The sequence below is a fragment of the Prevotella dentasini JCM 15908 genome (genome assembly GCF_000614065.1).
Classification (GTDB): domain Bacteria; phylum Bacteroidota; class Bacteroidia; order Bacteroidales; family Bacteroidaceae; genus Prevotella; species Prevotella dentasini.
The window spans coordinates 23,443-45,083 of sequence record NZ_BAKG01000008.1 but is presented as its reverse complement, the minus strand read 5'-3'; the positions used below and the strand labels follow the sequence as shown (position 1 = coordinate 45,083).

The window sequence follows — 21,641 nt, the reverse complement described above, 5'->3', positions numbered from 1 at the left end:
ATACATAACACCCGTGGTTTCCTCCTCATTTTTACACCTCCTCCCCCACATAATAGTATCTCGTAATCCGATTACAAGTCTATAATCTTTCTAGCATAGAGGCAAAAAATAATGCGGACAAAAACAACCCTTATATTAGATAAAAGCCTTTTTATACTCAATACTCAAAGATATGAAACTCCTTGCATTTCGGCAGAACAGAATCTGGCAGGCAGAGTTTTTTATACTTTTCTTTAGAAAAAAAATCTTTTACTTGATATTTTACAAAATAATTTGTACCTTTGTCTTATCAATAATGACGCAAGTATTATATCTACGCCATCTTAAAGACCGAGATTTACTAAATTTATTTTCTTAAATTATGCAGCCTATGAAAAAAAAGAAAGTTTTTCCGAAAGGAAATTGCATCTCCCCTTCCCCTGTGCGTCTGACTTTTTTATCTTTTTGTATAATGCTGCTTGGAGGATTATCTTCATGCTCAGATAATGAAATAATCAGCCCATCCATTCCTCCACACCCTCGCCTAAATAAGTCTGACAGCCTGATTATTACAAAAGTACATGATGTCTTAGGTAGTTATGGAGACGGATGGAACAATGCAGACACAAGCACATGGAACTTCATGTTGGTTGGGATTTGGACAAAGAAACTAACGAATATCGCGTAAAGGAACTGGTTTATTCTGGCTCAGGAAGTGGCAAGCTTCCCCAAGACATAGCAAAATTAACAAAGCTAAGGATTTTATGGATTACTGACAATAACATTTCGGGCACTATTCCTAAAGATATTGGTAATCTGACAGACTTGGAACTATTAGGTATATATCAGTGCCCTATGTATGGTGAAATCCCCAAAAGTATTGGGAAACTCAAGAAACTGCATACACTTTGGATTTCAAAAACTAATATAAGTAGTAGTATTCCAAAGGAAATAGGAAAAATGAATACCTTGGAGAAGTTAGACCTGTCGGACAATCAGCTGACTGGTGAGATTCCTACCGAGTTAAAAAATGTACAACATATTAATTCCATTGAACTTTCAAGAAATCATTTATCAGGCAGATTTCCTATAGAAATTCTGCACCCCAATATGATTTTCTATTGTGAGAATAATGATATTACAGAACTTCCGTTTGATATTTGGAAAGATGAGTTACCAGCTGTCCGCCAGTGCTTCATGGAAATCGGCTAACAGGTATAGTTCCAGAGTGGGTAAAAGAGACTAAAAAATGGAAAAAACTAAGCTATTATGTTGATAATCAACAACAAGACTACGGATATAAGTAAAACTTAAATATCTATTAATTATGAAAAAAATTTTATTCGTATTAATGAGTCTTACTATGTTATATGCATGCGAAGACTACGGAGTAGTGGACAATCCTAAATATGGAGGTGGTCCCGAATTGGGTAAAACAACAATGCCTATTAGTGGTTATATGCCATTGGAAAAGTGCGAAAGATGTATCTTGGGCAATGGCTACAAGACACAACTTCCTTGGGCACCCACCTGGTTCATCTTCTTCCATACCGGAAAATATAAGGAAGGATATCAGAGAGGAAGATGGTTGGAAAATTCTCTATTCATCTGTCCAAATAATAGGACATAGGAGAATACAAGACATAGCTGACCCACATTCTAACTACCTATTATTATATAATCGATACTCTGGAATATTGAAAGGGTTCGTCTATATAGATAAAGCCCTTAAAAACAATTATGCTTATTGGGTACTATCCATTCCCCAACATACGACACTATTCAATTTCTCTGGAAAATTTGCTTTGCCAGCAAACAGTCCAGACTCTCCTCAATCTATTACGCTATCAAATATCACTACAAATAACCTTACCCATGGTTTTGACTCTGGCTGGAATTGTTTCATGACAGAACTATCCTATGACGCAAACAGCATGTCTGAGACTTTGGACATTTATGGATACGCCATGAACATCTCTGATATAAAAGAAAAAGGAAGCCTTGACATAAACTCTAAAGGAACAATAGTAACATCTTCACAGAGTAATCCCTATTCTAAAAGTATTAAAGGTGTTGCGTCTATGGTTGGCGATGCTGCAAAGGACTGGATTACAAGCGATAAAGGAGGAAAGAAATATATAAGTGCCAATTTTTGGAATAAAATAGCAGGAAGTGTAGCAAAAGATGGCATATCAGCTTTGATAAACTTCGGTATATCAAAAGTTTTTAGATCTTTTTTAAGTACTACAAATACAACAAACTATGATTTACAATTTTCTACGACTGGCAGTGTTCAGCTAACAGGAGAAATTATATCAAACTCATCCGGCCAAACTAATCCAATTCAAGGAATACCATTAAACAGCATTGGTGAATGCTTAGGGGTTTGGAATCTTGCAGAAACACCAAAATGTATAGAAAGTGCAAGTGGAGAATTATATGGTGTTGAAAATTCATATGGTTCTACAGGATATCTTTATGAGTTTGAACAACATCCTTTATATAAAATTATCAGAAACCCTGCGCTTAAAACCTATATGTACGATAATATTTGCGTAGTCAATTATGATTGCAACGAATGGTTTCACCCTTTGCGGAAGGGCACAGAAAATCGTGCATGGAATCTTAAAACATCGCATCTTAAGGACTTTCTTTATGCTGACTCAACAGTGAAAATATATGAAGAAGTTAATAAATATCTTTTAATACTACCAAACACTTTACCTGATGCTACCTCTACGAATAATGTCCCCTCTATCTATTATCCTACGTGCAAATATGACACAAGTGATAATATAGCATTTAGAATAGAAAACTACTTGTATTTAAATAATCTTTCTATTCATTCCTCAAAAACTTTTATCCCTGTTCATACTTATGGAGACAACTCTGCAAGGCCATATAGGTGGACTTATAATGAACTGGTTCAAGGAGGCTATATACAATATAAGGATTATAATAATTATAAACCGGAATAAATAGTCCTATGGATATAAGAAAGAGTATCATAACGTTGTTTCTAAAATCCAACCTACAATTTCATTAACATTCTAACAACTCAATATTAAACAGCCATATTTTAGCAAACTAAGCTTCAATATTGGCTGTTTAATATATTCTTAATTAGATTTTAGAATGTGCATTTTATTTCTTAATTCCCCACCATGCGGTAAACATTTAGTTGTCAGCTACTTTTTAAAGTAATCCTTCGTTCTCACCAGCTCAATGGCTTCCTTGCCCGTAAGATGCTCTATGTCGAGGCAAATCATTGACATGTGCGCAAGGCTTTTGGCTATCTCCTTTTGCAGAGACTCCTCATCGTCGGGGTTATACCTGTTGCCGAGCATACGGGCGGTGCATAGCTTCTCGTCGGCATCATCAATAATGCGGATGCGGCCGAAGACTATCACGCTGCGAAAATAGGTAGTGTACTCCTCACCGTGAACCTCGTCCTTGTCGATGACGCAGAAAGAGCCTTGCCGTGGCGGCGTATGGCATCTACCTTGTGGCCTGTCAATGCGCTGTGGAAGTAGATTTTGCCGTCAGCGTAGACGTAGCTGATGGGCACCGCATAGGGATAGTCGTCGTCGCCAAGCAGGGCGAGTGCGCCTGCGGTGGCACGTCGGAGGATGCCGATGCTTTCCTCTTGGGATAGTTGCTGGCGTTTCCGCCTCATTTCTCTGAACTGCATATATTCTTTGTTGTTTGTTTTTAGAATCCCGTATGGTGTTTTTTCTCACTTCACTTTGTGAAGAAGGCCATGCAAAGATAACACATTTGTTTCGTTCCGTACGCCTTTATCCCATTATTTCTGAACGATTTCGTTTTCAAATCAAAACAACGGCATGTATAATATACGGGGCTTCTGGTCCAAATCAAGGCAAGTCCATATCTTATCACCCGTAAAATAAAAAAGATTTTTCTACCTTTGCACCGTCAGAAGAGGAAAGACGAATGTGCAAGACGACAAGACATTGACAGAAAAGAGCAGAGCATGGCAGTAGACATAAATCTTTTCAGACAGGAGGTTTACAGCATTGTGGCATCCATTCCCCGTGGACGCGTGTTGACTTATGGGCAGATAGCATGGCTCGCGGGACATCCCAACCACTCCCGACTGGTAGGAAGGGTGCTGCATGGGGCGACGGAGGCAGAAGGACTTCCCTGCCACCGTGTAGTAAACAGTGCCGGGCGCACAGCCCCCGACTGGGCAGAACAGCGCAGACTGCTCGAAGCCGAAGGCATCACCTTCCGTGCTAACGGCTGCGTAGACATAAGAAAGTGGCAATGGAAACTCTAAGTCCCGTCTCCATTGCCATTTTCTCTCTTCGTAATTCCCTCCATTCGGGAAGGAGACGATGAATGTTCTTCTGTTTTCCATGCCCCTGTCCGTCCCGATGCTGATACAGACGAAACCGGCTAAACTTTCCAATCGCCCCGCCTCTTACAATGAGAGAAGGGGAGCACTACGCACGAATCCTGCTCCGCCCCCGTTGGCAGAGAGGGACTGACAACACGCCGTATCCGATATTTGCAGCCGTCTTGGAGGCAACAAGGCGTGAGTCCGGCAACAGGGCACGGGCGTGCAACATATAGGGTAAATTCACTCTCTGCCCTTCAAGGTATTGGGACGACAAAACGAAAGCGGCACTTTCGACTTGCGAAAGTGCCGTTTTGACACCACGAAACCGCCACTTTGACTCGGTCAAAGCGGTGGTTTCGCTGAATGATGGTGAACAGTCCTTATCAAGGCAGTGCCACGGGCTGCCCTCCCGAAACTATTTTTCCAGTAAATCCCTTACCCTCCTTGGCAGTTTGGAACGTACCGTCCGATAGGACTGAAGGATAAGCTCCCGCACGAAATCGTCGCCAAGGTGGTCAAGGCAGAGGTCGTTCCAGTGAACCTTGTTAAGATGATAGGCCGGACGGACGGCTTCGTTCTGCTCGCGCAGCGCAGTGCCGGTCTCGGGCAACAGCTTGACCGCACAAACCGGCTCGGGTGCCTCCAGCCATATATGGAGAAATATCTTTCCTCCTATTCTGAACACCAGCCAGTCGGGTCCGTAGGGCATGTCCTCCGTGGCACCCGGCAAGGCAAGTGCAAAGTCTCTGACTTGTTCTATGTCCATATCTTAAAGATGATTTATGCACGGCTTCAGGGAAAAGCCGGCCGTGCGGACACGGCTCTCCTCCGTTAGTTTCTGAATACGAGTCCGTCGCCGAAGCTGTCGACGATGACAGGCTTATCGCGGTTGACCGTGCCCGAGAGCAGCGACTTGCTGAGGTCGTTCAGCACGTATCGCTGAATGGCACGCTTGACGGGGCGTGCGCCAAACTCCGGGTCGTAGCCCACCTCGGACAGATAGCCGACGGCAGGATCGGTCCACTGAAGGTCGAAGCCCTGCGGAGCAAGCATCTCCCTTACCCGGTCAAGCTGCAGGCGGACGACACCGCCTATCTGCTCCTTGGTCAGCGGCAGGAACATGATAGTCTCGTCGATGCGGTTGAGGAATTCGGGGCGGATGGCCTTCTTGAGCATGTCCATCACCGTGTCCCTCGCCCTGCCGATGACCTCTTCGCGGTTCGTCTCGTTGAGGTTCTCGAACTGCTGCTGTATATACTGCGAGCCGAGGTTGGACGTCATAATGATGATAGTGTTCTTGAAGTTCACCGTGCGTCCCTTGTTGTCGGTCAGACGCCCGTCGTCCAAAACCTGCAAGAGGATGTTGAAGACATCGGGATGCGCCTTCTCTATCTCGTCGAAAAGCACGACCGAGTAGGGCTTGCGGCGCACGGCTTCGGTCAGCTGTCCGCCCTCGTCGTAGCCGACGTAGCCCGGAGGCGCACCGATGAGGCGGCTGACGCTGAACTTCTCCTGATACTCGCTCATGTCGATACGGGTCATCATGGTCTCGTCGTTGAAGAGATAGTCTGCCAGAGCCTTTGCCAGCTCGGTCTTGCCCGTACCCGTCGTACCGAGGAAGATGAAGGAGGCGATGGGCTTCTTCGGGTCTTGCAGTCCGGCACGCGAACGGCGCACGGCATCGGCAACGGCGCAGATGGCCTCGTCCTGACCAATGACACGCCTGTGAAGTTCGTCCTCCAAGTGGAGCAGCTTCTCGCGCTCGCTCTGCATCATCCGCGTTACGGGGATGCCCGTCCAGCGGCTTACCACCTCGGCTATGTCGTCAGCCGTTACCTCCTCGCGCACCATAGCCTGTCCGCCCTGCGTGGTCAGCAACTGCTGCTGAATGTTCCGGATGTCGTCTTCGAGCTGCTTCAGCCGCGAGTAGCGTATCTCGGCAACGCGCTCGTAGTTGCCCTCGCGCTCGGCACGGTCGGCCTCGTACTTGAGGTTTTCCATCTCCTGCTTGTCCTGCTGTATTTTGTTCACCAGACTGCGTTCTCCCTCCCATTTGGCACGGTAGCTGCGCTCCTGCTCCTTGAGTTCGGCAATTTCCTTGTCGAGCTGGGCTATCTTCTCGGTGTCGTTCTCGCGCTTGATGGCCTCGCGCTCTATTTCAAGCTGTTTCAGCCGCCGGGTTATCTCGTCCAGCTCTTCGGGAACGGAATCGCGCTCCATTCGCAGCTTGGCAGCGGCTTCGTCCATGAGGTCGATGGCCTTGTCGGGGAGGAAACGGTCGGAGATATAACGTTCGGAGAGCTTCACCGCAGCAATGCAGGCATCGTCCTGAATACGCACCTTGTGGTGATTCTCGTAGCGTTCTTTCAGTCCTCGGAGGATGGAGATGGCATCGAGTTCGTCCGGCTCGTCCACCATGACGGTTTGGAAACGGCGTTCCAGTGCCTTGTCCTTCTCAAAATACTTCTGATATTCGTTCAGCGTCGTCGCACCGATGGCACGCAGCTCGCCACGCGCCAAGGCCGGCTTGAGAATATTGGCAGCATCCATCGCCCCCTCGCCACCGCCTGCCCCGACGAGGGTATGAATCTCGTCGATGAAGAGGATGATGTTTCCGTCGGCCTTCGTTACTTCCTTGATGACGCTTTTCAGCCGTTCCTCAAACTCGCCCTTGTACTTCGCTCCGGCGAGCAACGCGCCCATGTCGAGCGAATAGAGCTGCTTGTCCTTCAGATTCTCGGGTACGTCGCCGCGGACGATGCGTCCCGCGAGTCCCTCTACGATGGCAGTCTTTCCCGTTCCCGGCTCGCCTATCAGTATAGGGTTGTTCTTCGTCCGTCGGGAGAGGATTTGCAACACACGGCGTATCTCGTCGTCGCGTCCGATAACGGGGTCGAGTTTTCCTGCCCGGGCATCTTCCACGAGATTACGGGCGAACTTTGAGAGCGACTGGTAGTTCTCGTCGCCGCTCTGGGTCTGTACTTTCTGTCCCTGACGGAGGTCGTTGACGGCTGCTGCCATGTCCTTTTCGGTGCAGCCGGCATCCTTCAGGATACGGCTGGCAGTTGATTTCACGCTGAGAAGGGCGAGCAGCAGGGGCTCGATGCTGACGAACTCGTCGCCCAGCTTCTGCGAGATGTCCATTGTGCGCTGCATCACCTGATTGGAGTCGGACGAGAAATAAGGTTCTCCGCCCGAAACCTTCGGCAGATGGGTGATTTCGCTCTGAATGGCGTTCTCGACGATTTGCCCGTTTATTCCGAGCTTCTGGAAGACGTAGTTCGTTACGTCTTTGCCCTTGTCCATCACACCTGCAAGCAGGTGCAGCGGTTCAATGGTCTGCTGACCGTTGCGCTGTGCCGTACTGACTGCGCTCTGAATGGCTTCCTGAGCTTGATAGTAAATTTGTCGAATGTCATTGTTTGTTCTCCTTTCTATTCTTCCTTGTGCCCTCTAACGGCAGAGCCAAGGAAGCATTGGGGTTTGTTTTATGTTTCCGTCAGATAAAGGTCAAATGATGTGCCTATGAAGAAAACAATGCCAAATTGGCAGAATTGCGTGCCAATCTGTCGTTTTCAGGGCAGGTACGGAGACTGTCCGAAAGGTGTTGGAGTTCTTTTTCAGCACATTGGAAAATCCCCAAGAAACTCATTTGCAGCTCCTTGGGGATATTGGTCGGTATTGATACCGTTACAATAAAGATAGATAGGCAGATTCATGGGAACACATCAGGCGGAGACTTTCTTACTTTTCACGCTTTCTGTATTCCGTAGGTGTTATGCCGCACACGTTCCTGAAGGCGCGGACAAAACTTGAATAGAAATCAAAACCGCAAAGATCTGCCACCTCATTGAAAGACATCTGTGGATTATCGTCAAGCAGTTTCTTGGCTTTCCTGATTTTCACGCGCTGAATATAAGCCACAGGGGTGCAGCCTGTAAGGGCAACCAGCTTGCGGTGAAGTTGCCGGCTGCTCATACACATGTCTGAGGCGACGAGCGAAACATCAACATCCTTGTTCTTTCTAATCTGCATATAAATGGTTGCCGAGAGCTTCGAGAGGAAGCGCAGGTCGGACTCGTCCGGCTGGTCTGTTTCTTCTATGGTGCTCTCCTTCTGTTCCATCAGCTCCTGTGCAAACTTTTCACGCAAGATTCGCCTGTTATCAAGCAGCTTCTCGACCCGCATGCGCAGCTCATCGGCATTGAACGGTTTGGCAAGATAGGCATCCGCACCTGCCTCTATACCCCGTATGCGGTCTTCTTCCGTAATCTTTGCCGTAACGACGATGATGGGGATATGGTTGATAATATCGTTGCTGCGTATCTGCCGGCACACTTCCAACCCGTCCATACCGGGCATCATCCAGTCGGTAATGATGAGATCGGGCACCAGTTCCTGCGCCTTTTCCAGTCCTTCTCTTCCGTTAATGGCGTAGGAGACGGCGTAGTCATCGGCAAACTGCGAGCCGATATAGGCGGCAATGTCGCTGTTATCCTCGATAATGAGCAGCCGGCATAGATTGTCTTCGCCTTCGCTGTCGGCAAGTACCGCCTCGCTTTCCAGCAACAGAGGCGTGTTCTCAGCCGTAGCGTCGTAGTCTTGAATAATGACCTTTGAACCATTCTTATTTAATTTAATGGGTACGCTGATGTGGAAGGTAGTACCTTTGCCTATTTCGCTCTCTACTGCAATCTGTCCACTTACAGCGTCCATTATCTGTTTGACGAGTGCCATCCCGACGCCTGTCCCGATAGATTTTGCCTTGCTTTCTGCCTGATAGAACGGCTCAAAGACATGCGAGACTGTTTCCTTGTCCATGCCTTCGCCAGTGTCAGCTACGTCAATGCGCAACTGCCCGTTCTCGCTCCATACCGATATGCTTATCTCACCATATTCGGAAGTGAATTTGAAAGCGTTGGAAAGCAGATTGTTCAGCACTTTGTTCACATAGTCGGGCACGAAATCCATCTCCACCGCTTCCTTTCCAATAAAATTAAGGTCAATATTGCGGTTGCGGGCATAGTCGCGATAGGTCTCCACTATCATTTTTATATGCATTGTAATATTGCCGTTGCGCCAGTCGGGATTGCCTGCGGAAGACTTTATCTTGGAGATGTCCAATAGCTGATTGATGAGAGCAAGCAATCCCTTCCCCTGTCTTTCTATCGTCTTCATCTTGTCCCGCACCTCTTCCGTGGCATTGACTTGCAAGTCGTGGCTCAATCCGAGAATAACGGTGAGAGGTGTGCGGAACTCGTGCGTGATGTTGGTGAAGAAATTCTCACGCAAGACAGACATTTGCTTCAACGCCAAGTGGTTGCGGCGACGCATGCGCTGGATGTAGAGGAGCAGCGCAAGTAATATGGAAGTGATGAGAAGCCCGAAGAGCGCGATACGGCCTATCCATCGTTCACGTAGCAATTCCTCCCTGCGTTCTGTCTCTAATTTGGCCCGATGTCTGTCGGCAATGTTGCTTTGAAGGGTCTCTATCTCGAAGAGGTTACGGGCATTGAGCAGGCTGTCTTCCTGCGCTACAGCCTTCCGATTGAGCACGAGAGCCTGTTGGTAATCTCCCTGCTGCTCGCATAGCTTGGCCCGTATGCGGTCTATCTTCGGCAGGTATTCCCTTGCCGATATGCTCTTTGCCGTTTTCTGCGCCCTGTCAAGCTGTAGCCGCGCGCTGTCCGGCATCCGTGCGTTGACGTAGGCTTCGGCAAGGGCTATGGCAGGCTGCATCCACAGCCACAAATCACGGTCAGTATGCACAAGGGCCATAGACCGGCGATATTCCTCAATAGCTTTTCCATAGTCGCCCCTCAACGCATACAGTCTGCCGTAGTTCATGTATCCGTAAGCCTTTCCGGTATAGCTGTTTGCCAATTCGCTGTGCCGCATCGATTCTTTGTAGTACACCCATGCCGAGTCTATCATTCCGCGACGCTCGTAAACAATACCGAGGTTCGACAGGTCTACATTCATGCCCAAATGGCTGCCCAACCGTGTTTCTACCGCAAGTGCCTTGCGCAGCATTTCGTCGGCCTTTCCGTAGTTGCCGATGGAAAGATATACGTTACCGGCACCGTTGTAGCCGATAGCACGGCATTTGAGCATCTTCTCGCTTATCTCATCGTCCGGGTAGAGCAGACTGGTTTCCACGGCACGCAGGTGATAGTCAAGGCCGTCATAATGGAGTCCCAGCCGCCGGTAGTTCACACCGATATCATTCAGTGCACTGGCCTTCATCAGCGTGTCGTCAAGCTGTTCGGCAATGTCAAGCTGCCGCTGATGCGCCTTTACAGCATCCGAATAGCGACTCGCTGTCTGGTAGCCGTGCCCGAGTGCAGCCAATGCTGCCATCTCCCGACAGCGGTCGCCTGCCTTTCGGTACTTGATAACAAAGAGCATCAATGAGTCTACATTCTTGGTATGATTGGCAGTTGTATCAAGCTGCAATCGCTGCGCATCGGTATAAGCAGGGGATGCCGATTGCTTCTCTCCGCAAGAAGAAAGCATCGACGACAATGTAAAAAGCACTCCTAAGATACTTAAGAACAAGTGATAACCTTTACTCCTATATTTTTTCAAAGGATTATGAGAGAACTCCAAAACGGTTTTGCAACCGTTTTTATCGTGTTGCATCAAGGTTAGGTTTTTATGATTGTCCATGAAAGATGGTATTCGCTATTTGGGAAGCCATTCGACAGTCAGGATAATAAAGAAGTATAGCCCTTTTTCGCGGACTTGCGGCCTTCACAGGAAACATGCCATTACATTTCGATATGGAAGCAACATCCATCACATCTCCCTTCTTTCGCCATGCGTCCACTTCTCATCCTTGCAATAATCCTATTGGAGAAAGGTTGCCTGCCGGTGAAAATCTCCCCTCCTCCATCTTGTCGTCCAACAGCAATATGCCGTAGGACAGCAGTTCGCTTTGGAGATTGGGAAACATGACCACAGGCTTTCCTGCATCCATTACCTCTGCCATTCTTTTATCACCCTGCAAAGATAGTAAAGACTTCCATAACTTCCAAAGGAATACAAACAAAACTTCCATCATGCAGCAACTATTCTTCTTATTTGCCCTTCATGCGACCTCATTGCCCAGACTCCCAAAAACAACGGTAAAAGTCAGAAAAACAGCTTTCAGAAACAAAAAGACCCATTTGTTAAAATAGACAAATATATCATTTATAAAATGCTAATTTACAATACTTTACAGGCTTTCCGTGTCCGATATTGATAGGTTGGCAAAATGCAAAATGTCCGATTTGGAAACATTTTTGTCCGATTTGGAAATATAGTTTTGGGCAATTCACCCTTAATTTTGCAACAGATAATAATATAAATGCCACAACTATATGATACAACAAGAAAACAACAGGCAGACCAAAAGACAACGGGGAAACATGCAACTCTCCGCCTGCAACTTCCTGCTGTCGCACACCGGCCAAAGGAAATTGGTTCACAAGTCCGACCGCGGTGGAATAAGACAGGGGGCAATCCGCCACTCCGGAAAGCCACCACCACATAATTCAAGGGAGGAACAACTCACAACAAGACTTGTTCTACCAATAATCTGACAGGACAAACAATTGAGGAGCAAACCAATAATCAACATCACAAATAAGGTTCTATACTAAAACACAGCTTCCTCACTGCCTACCGGATTTACTCCAAACCTTGGATTATAGAATGTAAGAACAAAGACCGTAAGCATCATCGTAAACCTATCAGGTTTCAGGTGCACCTGTCTTTGTATAGGCCGAAGTCATCAGAACAGAATACCCGCTTAGGTACGGCCACAGGATTATCCTGCGCAGTATGAACAGAACACTTACATTCACCACCACGCTTTCCTGTGGCGACATGCCTGAAAGTGTATACTTATGAGAAAAGGTGGGCGTAGTCAACTTCATTGTCAACTACACCCACCTTTTTATATATTCGATACAGACTTCCAACTTTCTCCCTTTGAAACGTTTCCCAGACCTTAGAGAACCTCGGGAAGCTCGAAAAGCCGGATACTGTTACTTCCTTTGACAAGAATATAATAGTCGGAGAACTGCACGCGCCGAAGTTCTGCCTTCACCTCCTCCACATCCTTGAATTTCCTGTATGACGTCCGGGTCTTTCCAAACTCCTCACCTACCAGCCATACATTCGACAGTCCTGTGGTGGCAAGGTGATCAACCACCTTCTGATGTTCCGCGGCAGAGGAATCTCCCAACTCGCGCATGTCTCCAAGAATAGCCATCTTGTTGTCTGCCTCCATCAGGCGGAAGTTCTCAATAGCTGCTGCCATGCTCGAAGGATTGGCATTATAGGCATCAATTATCAGCTTATTGCGTGTCGTCTCTGTCAGTTGCGAACGGTTGTTGGTAGGCGTATAAGTCTCCAAAGCATGGCAAATCTGCTGCGGAGACACACCGAAATGGAGACCAATGGCAATGGCCGCCAACATATTGTCAAGGTTATAGGCACCTATAAGGTTCGTCTGCACCTCGTAAAGATTGGATGTTGGATGTTGGGTATTGAGAGATTGCCAAGCGAATTTCAGGAAAGGCGCGCAGCTGACGACACTCCCCCGAACATCTGCGGTATCGTCCTGACCATACGAAACAATACGGTCGAACTCGCGCTGCCCTGCCATTTCCACAAGGTCTTCATTGCTTTCATTAAGGAAGAGCAGACTACCGTGCGCCTTCATAAAGTCGTATAGCTCGCCCTTTGTCTTCTTCACGCCCTCAAAACTCCCGAAGCCCTGCAGGTGAGCACATCCCACATTGGTAATCAGCCCGCAGGTCGGCTCGACATACTCCACCAGTTTCTCGATGTCCCCGGGATGCGATGCCCCCATCTCTATGACGGCAATCTCGTGTTCAGGACGCAGTCCGAAGAGCGTACGGGGCACTCCCACGTCGTTGTTGAAGTTGCTTTCCGTATGGTGAACGTTGTATTTCTCAGCCAATACTGCCGAAATAAGTTCCTTGCTCGTAGTCTTTCCATTCGTCCCGGTAATGCCGATGACAGGAATATGGAACCTGCGACGGTGTTCGCGGGCCAGTTCTTTATAGGTAAGGAGGGCATCCTCAACCAAGATTATGCGGTCGTTGCCTTCCCCGGCATATTCCTTTTCGTCTACAATGGCATAGCTGCAACCTTTCTCAAGGGCCGGCTTGGCAAACTTATTGCCATCGAACGACGCTCCCTTCAGGGCCAGAAAAATACTTCCCTCGGGGCAATTGCGGCTGTCGGTAGTAATGAAAGGATGCTGCTGATAGAGCTTATAAAGTGATTGAATATCCATGATGACTATATTTTTATTCTAAGGGCAAAGGTACTATAAATCGGAGACACTCCAAAAGGATAATCCTTTTTTATTCCCACATCCACAATTTCTACAGCCGTCGCTTGTCAGTCAATACCACTGACGACTCCATTCTACCACACGGAACGCGATTCACACGGCAAGGAAAACAGCCTGCAGGCTGCATCCGCCTTTTCTTTTTGTTACGAATATGCGGCTTTTCAATAGTTTTTAGTAATTTTGCATACAAATAGAAGCCTATCCGACAAAGCGTTTTTATAATAAATCAGAAATATGAAACTAACAGAACAGCGCAGCAGTATGCTCCACGGTGTATTGCTGATTACTTTGTTCGCCTGTGCAGCCTTCTACATTGGCGACATGAACTGGGTGAAAGCCCTCTCCCTTAGTCCGATGGTCGTGGGCATTGTCCTCGGTATGCTCTATGCCAACAGCCTCCGCAACAACCTTCCCGAGACGTGGGTACCGGGCATAGCCTTCTGTGGCAAGCGCGTGCTCCGCTTTGGCATCATCCTATATGGGTTCAAGCTGACCTTTCAGGATGTTGCCGCCGTAGGGCTTCCGGCCATTGTCATTGACGCCATCATCGTAACGGGCACCATTTGTCTGGGCGTAGTCATCGGCCGGCTTCTGAAGATGGACCGCAGCATAGCCCTGCTGACGGCCTGCGGCAGTGCCATCTGTGGGGCGGCAGCCGTACTCGGCGTCGACGGCGCCATCCGTCCGAAGCCTTACAAGACAGCCGTCGCCGTAGCAACGGTCGTTATCTTCGGCACGGTTTCCATGTTCCTCTACCCCATTCTCTACCGTGCCGGCATCTTCGCACTGCCTGCCGACCAAATGGGCATATTTGCCGGTTCGACTATCCACGAGGTTGCACACGTAGTCGGAGCAGGCAACGCCATGGGGGCAGAGGTGAGCAATTCGGCCATCATCGTGAAGATGATACGCGTGATGATGCTTGTTCCCGTGCTGCTGGTCATTGCCTTCTTCGTAGCCAAGGACGTAGCCGGACGCGACGACAATGCCACCAAGGGCAGCCAGATTTCCATCCTTGGTTTGCCATTCTCTTCCTTGTCGTCATCGGGTTCAACTCGCTCAACCTTCTTCCCGAAAGCGTTGTGTCGTTCATCAACACCCTCGACACCTTCCTTCTCACGATGGCCATGTCGGCACTCGGCGCAGAAACCAGTATCGAAAAGTTCAAGAAAGCCGGCTTCAAGCCCTTCCTGCTCGCTGCCATCCTCTGGTGCTGGCTGATGGGAGGAGGCTACTGCCTTGCCAAATATTTCGTACCCGCATTACTGTAAGTCCATACAGACAGTGCCGAAAGGGGCCGTCAAGAACAGAACACCAACAAGGAAAACACCCATCCCATATAGTCCAAGACCATGAGATGGGTGTTTTTTCGCCCCATCGGCAGCCTTTGCAACAGCTACACCAAACGTTGCCGGCTCTGCTGCGCCTTCAGCATGTCTTCGGGAAGACACTCCCTGATACGCTCCAGCACCGTCTGCAACATCCGATGGCGGACAAAGCCGGGCGATACAGCCATTACAATCTCGCGAGTCGGAACAGGATGCGCAAACGGACGGACGAGCCGCTGCTGCTCCCCGGACAATTGCGGAATGGCAAGCTGCGGAATAAACGTAACGCCCTTGCCCTGCTCTACTATGCGCATGAAGGTTTCGATACTTCCGAGGCGGTAGCTCAACTTGCTCTTGGCCGCTGCCTTCAACTGGCAGAACTTCACCAACTGGTCGCGGAAACAATGCCCTTCGTCCAACAGCCAGAGATACTCTCCCGACAGGTCGGCAGGCCTGACATAGTCCTTCACGTACAACGGTTCTCCCTCCGCCACGTAAGCATAGAACTGTTCGTAGTAAAGGGTATGGCACTCCATATCCTCCCATCCCTCCACCCGGGCAAGTATGCCTGCGTCGAGGTCGCCATGGCGGATGGCCCGTTTCATGTCCTCCGTCTTCATCTCCCTTATCCGGACGTCCATCTCGGGAAACTCCTTCATCAGCTGCGGAAAGAAGCGCGGTACAAGATAGGGAGCTATTGTCGGCAAAACGCTATATAGAATGTTCCTGCAAGCGTCTGCTTCTCCTCTTCTACCATCTGCTGCAATTTTCTTGCCCTGAGAAGCACCTTCCACGCCTGCTCTATCACTTTCATGCCTGCCTTGGTGGGCAGTATGGGCTGCCGTTTCCGGTCGAAGATTCTTACCCCCAGCTCGTCCTCCAGCTTCTGTATCATCGAGCTAAGGGTCGGCTGCGTTACATTGCAGTAGTCGGCAGCTTGGCAAAATGCCGCAGACGGTAGACGGCCATCACGTATTCCAGTTGTTGCAGTGTCATAATCTTGTTTTCGTATAACCTTGGTGGTGATGGCAAAATTAAGAAAAAATCGGGAAATACCGCTGTTTCTCCTTCGCTTTCTCGCTGTCGTCAAGCTAAAATCATCACTTCCCGGTAGGCAAATAGCACTGCAGAAACAGAACTATCAAGCCTGTCGCGTCTCATACAATTCTGATAAAGACATCTCCCACTACAGTTTTTCATTAAATCACAACACCCTGTCAAACAGGCTATTACACCCCGATATAGATTTTGTCTATCGTCCTATAGCTTTTATCTCTTGGCTGCCAACAAGAGTATATATAACTTTGCAGCATCAAACAAAGCAGAACAACAAACAAAAAATAACAGAAATATGGAACCTATCATCAATGCACGCGTACCCGAGTTTACCGTTCAGGCCTTTCAGGATGGACAGTTCAGAACCGTATCCCAACAGGACATCGAGGGCAAATGGGCCTTGTTCTTCTTTTATCCTGCCGATTTCACCTTCGTGTGCCCCACTGAACTGGAAGACCTCGCAGACCATTACGAGGAACTGAAAGCCATGGGCGTAGAGGTATTCTCGGTCAGCACCGACACCCACTTCGTACACAAGGCATGGCACGACGCCTCCGAGACCATCAGGAAGATTCACTACACGATGCTGGCCGACCCCACTGGCGTCCTCAGCCGTGGATTCGGAGTATACAAGGAAGACGAGGGCGTAGCCTACCGTGGCACATTCCTTGTGAATCCGGAGGGACTTGTGAAGATTGCAGAGATACAGGACAACAGCATCGGGCGCAATGCCGAGGAACTGGTACGCAAGGTTGAGGCAGCCCAGTTTGTAGCATCAAGCGACGGCGAGGTATGTCCGGCAAGATGGAAGAAGGGCGGAAAAACCCTGAAACCGAGCATCGACTTGGTTGGAAAACTGTAATTCATCCGACACACTGGTAGTCGTAATTAGGTAAATTTATGACTCTTGCCCGACAGGACAGCTCCGGCTGACTTGCCGGGCTTTCTCTTTTCGGGAAAGAAAGAGCAATGACAGAGCTACTATTTCCCATGAACAATGGGCAGCCGATAGTATCTCGCACCATAGCCCAGCCAATATCCCAACGCACCATTGACATTGGAAGGCAGATTCTGCATGGCATTGAACATCGGGTTACGCCCTTCCGAGTTGTAGTCCTCGTATGCTTTCCAAAACCGATAGCCCACAGAGTCAATATGGCAGAACTTGATGCGCACCACATCGCCCTCATCGAAGTAGGGCGAAGGCTGTGGATGGACAAGGTTGTTGCGCCCATTGTTTACCGTTACCTTGGCATATTCACCGATAGCCCTGTCGTTGAAAGTACCCAAATAAGCCCCACGCATAGTATAAGCAGAGCTGTCTGTATTGATGAAGAACCTATAATAATCAGTCTGCCGTGGGTCGTCGTGAAAAAAAGCTTTCACCGTGTACATAATGCTATCGCCATAAATGGGACTGACGGAGAAGCTGTCAATGTCTACAGGTGTCGGTATGGTAGTCTCGGCACAGGCATGGAACTGCCCGTAATCCACCTGTAGGATATAGGTCTTGCCCGTTTCTCCACGCAAATCGGAAGTAGTGTAGATATAGAGGGTAGTATCGCTCATCGTACATGCCCGTCAACACTACTTCCTTGCTTCCGTCAGAGACCGCTACCCTCGCCCACTTGACGATAAAACGGTCGAGCGAGTCAATGCTTTGCTTCCGCTTGCTGATAGGAACGGTCGTCATCAGCTGCACGACTGGAAACCTTCCACCATCTATCCACCCTCAACAACGAGCCGGGGAGCAGCTTCCTCTATCTCGGTAGAATAGCAGGACATAAGAAGAACAGGGACAAGGAGAAAAAATAACCAAGTACGCATGATTAGAATTTTACGTAATAACTAATGGAAGGAAGAAACGGCATATAGCGCGGAAGAAAGTGCAGGGCTGAATAAGAGTATTCATCATGGGTAAACTTCAACCGCCAAAAGAGGTCATTATGCCGACAATTAGCATTATAAATAGAAAGATTGATGCCGCTCTCCCGTCCATTACGCTGCCTGAACTTGTAATTGGCAGAAACATCAAGGCGTATGTAGGTGCTCAGACGGGCACTATTGTGGTCAGCGAACTGCGAAATAAGATTCCCGTTCTGCAAGTAGAAGTAGCGGGGAGGGGTGAACGGTGTACCACTTGCCCACACCAATGTCGCCCCCAATGCCCATCGGCTACCGAGACTCCATGTTGCCACAGCGTTAAACTCATGAATCCGTTCGTGACTGGCAGGATATGTACCATTGAGCAAGGTGCTGGGATAGTGGCGCAATGCCCTTCCCAGCGAATAACTGAGCCAACCCGTAATGCGGCCCGACCGCTTTTCGAGCATCAGGTTAAGCCCGAAGTTCTCTCCCCTCCCCCTGACAATATTCTGATTGAGGTCGTAATCGGCATAGAGGAGGTCTATCGGTGTGCCGATATACTCTATCTGATGGTACAGCCGCTTATAGTAGAGGGCAACCGACAATTGTAAAAGCTGACGGAAAAGTCCCGTCCTGTACTCCGCTGAGAAGCTATAAGCATACTGGGGACGCTTCGAAGCATCGGCAGACACCCAAAATTCCGTCGGCAGACTGATGGATGAGAACCCCGTCTTATGGAGGTACTGGTGCTTAACATCGGCTGTCAGACGGAAAAGGCCGCATCGTGGCGACCATAACAGGGCGAGGAGTGGGTCAGCACCAAGATATGTGCTGCCACGGAAACGGTAGTAACTGCCACGTGCTCCTGCTAAGACATCTACACGGGAAACCAAGGAAAATTTATAATTGCCCCACAGCGAACCCTCCACGCATGTTGCCGGATATCTGAAAGAGTATGTGTCTGTACGTCTCCCCTCACACTCGGTGCCTGCGGATGGATATGATGAACTGCCCAGTCAGTGCCTATAGAGAAATGGTTGCCTCTTATGCTTGCCTTGTAACCATAGTCAAGGATAGAAGAAGGCAGATAAACGGAGAAATCACTCTCCTCCAGTCGGAATCGGTTTCGATAAGTGGTAAGGTACGCCGTTTGCATGAGCGTCAGCCCGTTCTGCTTCCGCTCCCAGTTGAGAGAAGTCATATAGTTTCCCCATTTTAGCCGCGCATCGTATTGATAACCGCCCTCGTCGTAGCTTACAACGTCGTTGCCGCTATAATAGTTCAGCCATAGCGTGTTGCGGTTATCGGGATGGTAGAGCCACGTCAGGTTGGCATCGTAGAACGAATACTTCAACACCGTACCGTCTACTTTCAGCCATTGCCCGTAGAGCAAATTCATATAGGCGGCCCGCCCCGAAAGGAAGAGTGCCGACCGCTGTCCCATAGGTAGACGGAGCGTCCCCTGCGAGGAAATGAGTCCAAGCGAGAAGTCGCCCCCTGCCTTCCCGGGAACACTGTCAGCGTGCTGCATATCAAGATAGCCACCGAGCCTGTTGGAGGCCGAGGCTGAGAAGGCCGAACTGGAAAAGCGGAGAGTGGAGAAGTGGGAGGCGTTGAAGACGGAGAACAGACCCAATATGTGCTGCACATTATAAAGCGGCACTCCGTCAATACTTATGTCGTTGTGGGAGTTGTCGCAGCCCTGCACGTGGAGCCCGGCATCCATTTCGGTATTGGTCTGAACGCTCGGCAGGAGTTGCGTATAGTGAATAGGGTCAGCATTTCCCAGTATTTTCGGCATGTTGTCAAGGAACGACAGGTCAAGGCTAAGGCTGCCGAGACTATCGCGCTTCAGCTTGCTCGTTACCCGACGGGCTATCACCTCCACATCGGCAAGCTCCTGACTACGGAGGGTATCGCTGTTTTGGGCAGGACAAAGCAGCGGACAGAGTAGGGCAATCAGCAGTCCTGTGATGTTCCGTTTCATAACATGAGTGGGTATGGAGATGGAGTAAATAATGCTATTCACCGACGGCAACCAAACAATGGATGTCTGCCCGGCAGGCAGACATCCATTGCATATATTCCGATATAGACGGACAAGGCTTAAAAACTGAACATCCGCTTGAAGGAATCAATCAAGTCGGTAGCCTCGTCGAAGATGCTTCGGAAAGCCTGCTTGGTGAAATACTGGTCGAAACCATAGGAAGAGCCGTCGCTGAACTTGATGACGGGCTGATAAGACCAATATTTTGCACCGCTACCATAGTAGTCTCCATCCTCGAAAGCACCCAAGAGAAGATTGGCACTGCGCTTGTCGCTGCCATTGTAGAACACACCGAGGTTCAACCGGTCGTTAGCCTTGTCAACTTCTTTCTTGAACACTGGCTCGTTGGTGTACACCTTCTCATCGTCGTCCATAGCCTGAATGGCATCATAGAATCGGCTTCCGTCGTCGCAAGTTCCCTTGATTTGGAGTTCGCCAAGCAAATCAATGGCCATATTAACCGTACCTATGCTGTTGACGCGCTCGTTGCTAATGTTACCGTTGGCGGTTGCCGTCGCCGTCAGAAGGGTCTTGCCTCCCGACTTGATTTCAACATCGGCAGCTGCCGTGCCCGGCCCTTTGTAGAACGCACGCTTCACGTTGACCTCATAATTGTTGACAATGGTCTTACAGGTAACTTCCACATTGTCTGCCGAAAAATCAAGTTCGCCCTTAGTAGTAAGGCTTGTATGCACATCAACAGAGATTATCTGCTTGCCTGCCTGCGTCAGTGTCAGACGCACGTTCTCCGGCACAACGATGGTATTCTCGTAGGTGGTTATGGTCTTGTCGTAGTCATCGCCATTATAATCATAGTCGTAGTCCTCCTGATTGAAATACTCCGAACGGACGCGCGTGGTCTTTCCGCTCGTAGCAAGAGTCAGGATGCACTGGCTGTTGTTCTGATCAAGGAAGCTGAACTGAAGGTCGTCGGCATCGGAAACACGTACCCACTTGCCGTTCTGGACATTGAAGTGGCCCGTAAACTTCGATGCGTCTATCAGCCGGGCGTAGTCCTTGTGTATGGTAGAGCGTGTAGAGATAGTCGTTGTCAGCGTTTTCAACACATCATCTGCCCACTTGTTGACGTCCTTCCACGCACTTTCGCTCATATAGTTGCGGTCAAGGTGGTGGGCAATCTGGTCAAGATTCCTGAAGTCGTTGGCATTTATCATGCCCAGTGCCTTCTTGCCTGTAACTTCGAGCTGGTGCTTCTGCTCCTCAGGCGTCATGTCTTTGCTTACGTCATCTTTCTTTCCGGGGTCTACCGGCGTGGGGACATCAGGTTCGTTAGAGTTGTTGTCGGAACCGCAGCTGATGGTTCCGAGTGTCAGACTGGCTCCCAAGAACATACAGCCCAGTAACTTCATCTTTTTCATGTTTATTGTTTTTATTAATTAAATTATCTCCTTCTTCCGCTGACCTTATTATATACAGGCTGCTTCCCAACCTATTCCGACAGCTTATCTGCCTATCTCCTGATAGCAGAAGTAAAAAGAAACGGTACAAAGATAAGCAATAAAAACAAGCCATAATAAAAAATAACATATATTAACCCGATACTATCCTACTGGTAAGGAAAAGCACAGAGAAAGCAAAACCAACACACCCCTAAAAACATGCTGCCGA

At 48.8% G+C, this 21,641-nt stretch carries 12 protein-coding genes and 4 pseudogenes; 5 read left to right on the top strand and 11 right to left on the bottom strand.

Annotated elements, in window-relative coordinates; translation table 11 throughout:
* The first annotated feature begins 612 nt into the window (after window positions 1-612).
* Both JCM15908_RS05335 and JCM15908_RS05330 read left to right on the top strand, forming a co-directional pair.
* Complete coding sequence (locus tag JCM15908_RS05335; protein ID WP_025002570.1) at window positions 613-1,191, top strand: leucine-rich repeat domain-containing protein; 579 nt, start codon at window positions 613-615, stop codon at window positions 1,189-1,191.
* Window positions 1,192-1,475: 284 nt separating this feature from the next.
* On the top strand, window positions 1,476-2,957 hold the full coding sequence (locus tag JCM15908_RS05330; RefSeq protein WP_148295530.1) for a hypothetical protein: 1,482 nt from the start codon (window positions 1,476-1,478) through the stop codon (window positions 2,955-2,957).
* 210 nt (window positions 2,958-3,167) lie between these two features.
* On the opposite strand, the pseudogene JCM15908_RS12480 reads toward JCM15908_RS05330, so the two are convergent.
* Window positions 3,168-3,670, bottom strand: a pseudogene (locus JCM15908_RS12480) (NimIJ family nitroimidazole resistance protein).
* Between the two features lie 303 nt (window positions 3,671-3,973).
* Between JCM15908_RS12480 and JCM15908_RS05320 the strand changes: the two are divergent.
* The gene (locus JCM15908_RS05320) at window positions 3,974-4,279 is read left to right on the top strand and encodes an MGMT family protein (protein ID WP_025002568.1); all 306 of its coding nucleotides are present in this window, start codon (window positions 3,974-3,976) and stop codon (window positions 4,277-4,279) included.
* A gap of 478 nt (window positions 4,280-4,757) precedes the next feature.
* Here the strand turns inward: JCM15908_RS05320 and JCM15908_RS05315 are convergent, their stop codons facing one another.
* The 5 genes and pseudogenes from JCM15908_RS05315 to JCM15908_RS05295 all read right to left on the bottom strand — a co-directional run bounded on the left by JCM15908_RS05315 (window position 4,758) and on the right by JCM15908_RS05295 (window position 13,655).
* The gene (locus tag JCM15908_RS05315) at window positions 4,758-5,108 is read right to left on the bottom strand and encodes an MmcQ/YjbR family DNA-binding protein (protein WP_025002567.1); all 351 of its coding nucleotides are present in this window, start codon (window positions 5,106-5,108) and stop codon (window positions 4,758-4,760) included.
* A 65-nt stretch (window positions 5,109-5,173) separates the two neighbouring features.
* A pseudogene (gene clpB / locus JCM15908_RS12475) lies at window positions 5,174-7,761 on the bottom strand (ATP-dependent chaperone ClpB).
* A gap of 325 nt (window positions 7,762-8,086) precedes the next feature.
* Window positions 8,087-10,879 carry a response regulator gene (locus JCM15908_RS05305; RefSeq protein ID WP_234396384.1) on the bottom strand — a complete coding sequence of 931 codons (2,793 nt, stop codon included), beginning with the start codon at window positions 10,877-10,879 and terminating at the stop codon, window positions 8,087-8,089.
* Window positions 10,880-11,174: 295 nt separating this feature from the next.
* Window positions 11,175-11,333: a hypothetical protein gene (locus JCM15908_RS14795; protein ID WP_159101310.1), complete on the bottom strand. Its 159-nt coding sequence runs from the start codon at window positions 11,331-11,333 to the stop codon at window positions 11,175-11,177.
* A 1,005-nt stretch (window positions 11,334-12,338) separates the two neighbouring features.
* Window positions 12,339-13,655: a UDP-N-acetylmuramoyl-tripeptide--D-alanyl-D-alanine ligase gene (locus JCM15908_RS05295; RefSeq protein ID WP_025002564.1), complete on the bottom strand. Its 1,317-nt coding sequence runs from the start codon at window positions 13,653-13,655 to the stop codon at window positions 12,339-12,341.
* A 294-nt stretch (window positions 13,656-13,949) separates the two neighbouring features.
* On the opposite strand from JCM15908_RS05295, the pseudogene JCM15908_RS12470 reads away from it, so the two are divergent.
* Window positions 13,950-14,986 (top strand): annotated as a pseudogene (locus JCM15908_RS12470) (YeiH family protein).
* A 125-nt stretch (window positions 14,987-15,111) separates the two neighbouring features.
* Here JCM15908_RS12470 and JCM15908_RS12465 read toward each other — a convergent pair.
* Window positions 15,112-16,039: pseudogene (locus JCM15908_RS12465) on the bottom strand (hydrogen peroxide-inducible genes activator).
* A gap of 355 nt (window positions 16,040-16,394) precedes the next feature.
* Here JCM15908_RS12465 and ahpC point away from each other — a divergent pair.
* Complete coding sequence (gene ahpC, locus JCM15908_RS05280) at window positions 16,395-16,961, top strand: alkyl hydroperoxide reductase subunit C (RefSeq protein WP_025002563.1); 567 nt, start codon at window positions 16,395-16,397, stop codon at window positions 16,959-16,961.
* Between the two features lie 119 nt (window positions 16,962-17,080).
* Here the strand turns inward: ahpC and JCM15908_RS12460 are convergent, their stop codons facing one another.
* The 4 genes from JCM15908_RS12460 to JCM15908_RS05265 form a co-directional block, all read right to left on the bottom strand.
* Window positions 17,081-17,668 carry a DUF4249 family protein gene (locus tag JCM15908_RS12460; RefSeq protein ID WP_234396383.1) on the bottom strand — a complete coding sequence of 196 codons (588 nt, stop codon included), beginning with the start codon at window positions 17,666-17,668 and terminating at the stop codon, window positions 17,081-17,083.
* A gap of 260 nt (window positions 17,669-17,928) precedes the next feature.
* A complete protein-coding gene (locus JCM15908_RS15070) occupies window positions 17,929-18,894 on the bottom strand; it encodes a TonB-dependent receptor (protein ID WP_234396382.1) in 966 nt (321 codons plus the stop codon).
* Window positions 18,843-19,952, bottom strand: a complete 1,110-nt coding sequence (locus tag JCM15908_RS15065; RefSeq protein ID WP_234396381.1) for a hypothetical protein — start codon at window positions 19,950-19,952, stop codon at window positions 18,843-18,845. Before JCM15908_RS15065 ends, JCM15908_RS15070 begins: the two co-directional genes overlap by 52 nt.
* Window positions 19,953-20,071: 119 nt before the next feature.
* Window positions 20,072-21,391 (bottom strand): hypothetical protein, encoded by a 1,320-nt coding sequence (locus JCM15908_RS05265; protein WP_025002562.1) that lies wholly within the window; start codon window positions 21,389-21,391, stop codon window positions 20,072-20,074.
* Window positions 21,392-21,641 lie beyond the last annotated feature (250 nt).